This is a genomic window from Bradyrhizobium sp. P2_E8 (assembly GCF_056403875.1).
This window is the reverse complement of the sequence record NZ_JBFUES010000890.1, coordinates 1-3,113: the sequence shown is the minus strand read 5'-3', so window position 1 is coordinate 3,113 and position 3,113 is coordinate 1. Positions and strand designations below refer to the sequence as shown.

Annotated in this window: 4 protein-coding genes; 3 read left to right on the top strand and 1 reads right to left on the bottom strand. The window is 65.2% G+C overall.

Annotated features, from left to right (window positions below; all coding sequences use genetic code 11):
* The 3 genes from AC1D00_RS33785 to AC1D00_RS33775 form a co-directional block, all read left to right on the top strand.
* Positions 1-855: branched-chain amino acid ABC transporter permease (locus tag AC1D00_RS33785; RefSeq protein WP_477013653.1), on the top strand; the 855-nt coding region annotated here is incomplete at its 5' end.
* Entirely contained in the window at positions 848-1,615 is a 768-nt protein-coding gene (locus AC1D00_RS33780) for an ABC transporter ATP-binding protein (protein WP_025575581.1), read from the top strand. The genes AC1D00_RS33785 and AC1D00_RS33780, both read left to right, overlap by 8 nt.
* On the top strand, positions 1,608-2,321 hold the full coding sequence (locus AC1D00_RS33775; RefSeq protein WP_025575580.1) for an ABC transporter ATP-binding protein: 714 nt from the start codon (positions 1,608-1,610) through the stop codon (positions 2,319-2,321). The genes AC1D00_RS33780 and AC1D00_RS33775 overlap by 8 nt, the downstream gene beginning before the upstream one ends.
* Before the next feature lie 49 nt (positions 2,322-2,370).
* On the opposite strand, the gene AC1D00_RS33770 is transcribed toward AC1D00_RS33775, so the two are convergent.
* Complete coding sequence (locus AC1D00_RS33770; RefSeq protein WP_135176156.1) at positions 2,371-2,697, bottom strand: hypothetical protein; 327 nt, start codon at positions 2,695-2,697, stop codon at positions 2,371-2,373.
* Positions 2,698-3,113 lie beyond the last annotated feature (416 nt).

Sequence of the window (3,113 nt, the reverse complement as noted above, 5' to 3'; positions counted from 1 at the left end):
GTCTTCATCCTGACGCTGTTCACCCGCATCGTCATCCTGGCGCTGGCCGCCGCGAGCCTCAACCTCATCATGGGGTTTGGCGGCATGATGAGCTTTGGCCACGCCGCCTATCTCGGCATCGGCGGCTACGCCGTCGGCATGCTCGCGCAGGAAGGCGTCGGCTCCGGCTGGATCCAGTTTCCGGTCGCGCTCGCGRCCTCCGCGACTTACGCGCTGGTGATCGGCGCGCTCAGCTTGCGCACCCGCGGCGTCTATTTCATCATGATCACGCTGGMCTTTGCGCAGATGGCCTATTACGTCGCCTCGGGGCTGGCGCGGTACGGCGGCGATGACGGCCTCACCGTCTACAAGCGCAGCGACTTCTCCGGCCTGGTCAATCTCGGCAACCGCACGCAGTTCTACTATCTCTGCCTCGCCTGCCTGTTCGCCGTGCTCATCCTGATCTGGCGCATCGTCAATTCGCGCTTCGGCCTCGTGGTGCAGGGCCTGCGCTCCAACGAGCAGCGCATGCAGGCGATCGGCTTTCCTGCCAAGCGCTACCAGCTGGTCTGCTTCGTCATCTCGGGCATGATGTGCGGACTTGCCGGCGCGCTGCTCGCCAACAACACTGACTTCATCAGCCCGGCCGTGATGTACTGGACGCGGTCAGGCGACCTCATGGTGATGGTGATCCTCGGCGGTATGGGTACGCTGTTCGGCCCGGTCATGGGCGCCGTGGTGTTCCTGCTGCTGGAAGAATTCCTGTCGCAGATCACCGAGTACTGGGCGCTGATCATGGGACCGCTGCTGCTGTTGATCGTGCTGTTCGGGCGCGGCGGCATCATGGGCGCGCTCGGGAGGGCTGGCCGTGGCTGAACCCTTGCTCCGCGTCGAGAAGCTGGTGCGCCGCTTCGGCGGCATCATCGCGACGGACAACGTCTCGCTCGACGTAGCTAGCGGTGAGCTGCACGCCATCATMGGCCCGAACGGCGCCGGCAAGACCACGCTGATCAGCCAGCTCACCGGGCATCTCGAGCCGCATTCCGGCAGCGTTTCGCTGGCGGGGCGCGACATTACCTATTTGCCGGCCTATCGCCGCTGCGCGCTGGGGCTGGCGCGGTCGTTCCAGATCACCTCGCTGCTGCTCGACTTCACCGCCGCCGACAATGTCGCGCTGGCGGCGCAGGCCCATGCCGGCACCTCGTTTCGCTTCTTTGCCGATGCGCGCAAGGAAAAGGGCCTGCGCGATGCCGCCCATGCCGCGCTCGACCGCGTCGGCCTGTTGCATCGCGCCGACGTCGTGGTGTCGAGGCTCAGCCATGGCGAGCGCCGCGAGCTGGAGCTTGCGGTCGCGCTGGCCAGCAAGCCGAAATTGCTCCTGCTCGACGAGCCGATGGCCGGCCTCGGCGTCACCGAATCCCAGCGCATGGTCAAGTTGCTCCAGGAGTTGCGGAAAGAAGTCTCGATCGTGCTGGTCGAGCACGACATGCCGGCGGTGTTCGCGCTGGCCGACCGCATCTCGGTGCTGGTCTATGGCCGCGTCATCGCCTCGGGCGATCCGGCTGCGATCCGCGCCAACGATGACGTCAAGCGCGCCTATCTCGGCGACCAGCATGTGGTGACGCACCATGGCTGACACGCTGCTCGACGTCGACGGCATCGAGACCTGCTACGGCCTCAGCCAAGTGCTGTTCGGCCTGTCGCTGTCGATCAAGCCGGGCGAGATGGTCTCGCTGATGGGCCGCAACGGCATGGGCAAGACCACGACCATCCGCTCCATCATGGGCCTGACGCCGGCACGCGCCGGCGCGATCCGTTTCGCAGGTGCTGAAGTCAGGCAGCTGCCGTCGTACAGAATTGCAAAACTCGGCGTCGGCCTGGTGCCCGAGGGGCGCCAGATCTTCCCGAACCTGACCGTGCGCGAAAATCTCGTTGCGGCCGCCGCCGACCGCTTCAGCAGCAGCAATCCCTGGACGCTGGCTTCGATCTACGTGATGTTCCCGCGCCTCGCCGAACGCGCGTCCAACATGGGCAACCAGCTCTCCGGCGGCGAGCAGCAGATGCTGGCGATCGGCCGCGCGCTGATGACCAACCCGAAACTCCTCATTCTGGACGAAGCGACCGAGGGCCTCGCGCCATTGATCCGCGAAGAAATCTGGAATTGCCTGTCGCTGCTCAAGAGCCGGGGACAGTCGATCCTGGTCGTCGACAAGAACGTCGACCACCTCGCCCGCATCTGCGACCGCCACTTCATCATCGAGCGCGGCAAGACGGTGTGGAGCGGCACGTCGCACGAGCTGATGGCCGAGCCGGATCTGCAGCACAAATATCTGGGGATTTAGCGGGGGGTGAGGGCCGGGACGACGCCGGGGAGAGAGTCGTGCGAGCCAATCACCAATAAATCCCATGCCGATGCAGCTCGCGGATCACGCGCGCCTCGGTCGGCGGCTGGCGGCGCTTTGGCTTTGCCGTTTCGGTCGTGGCGACCACCGCTGCGGCGGTGGGCCGAGTGGATGTTGTGGCAACCGGAGCGGTCGCGACTGGCGCGGCTGCCGCCGGGGCCGGCATCGTCTGTGGCGCGGCCGTTGCCGTCGCGGCCGGCTGCTCGGTCGCCTGCTGGCTGGAATTGGTCGTCGCCAGGCTCAGGCTCCGCGAACCGCCGGCATACGCCTCGGTTGCTAGCAGCGACATTGCCGTGATCAGGACCAGCCTGCGCATGGAAATCCCCGTTATCAGGTCAATCCATCTTACCCAATTCGCACGCGCCGGCGACTAACGCGCGAGGTGGTGCGTGCCGATTTCGATCAGGGTGGCCCGGCAGGACAGGCGATAGATCAGACTGATCAATTGTGCCAACATGACCGATCTCCATTGTTGATCATCGTCCAGAACTCTAGACCCCGTGTCTTTCCGGCGGTTTTCGAGGGGAGAGGAAAATGGCTTCGTCGGATGGGGATGAGATGTCGTCGGAACAGGCGGGACGAAGTCGCCTCACAGGGGCGTGAGGCGTGCGCTATGGCGCTCGCCAGGCCTGCCCGTCGAGGGGTGTCAGAACACCTCGAAATATTCCCGATGCTCCCAGTCGGTGACCTCGGCGAGGAAGCGATCGATCTCGGCGTTCTTGATGTGGGTGT

What these genes read in the sequence shown, in the direction of transcription:
- AC1D00_RS33775 (WP_025575580.1), top strand. Translation starts at nt 1,608, where the DNA reads ATGGCTGACACGCTGCTCGACGTCGACGGCATCGAGACCTGCTACGGC.
- AC1D00_RS33770 (WP_135176156.1), bottom strand. Translation starts at nt 2,697, where the DNA reads ATGCGCAGGCTGGTCCTGATCACGGCAATGTCGCTGCTAGCAACCGAG.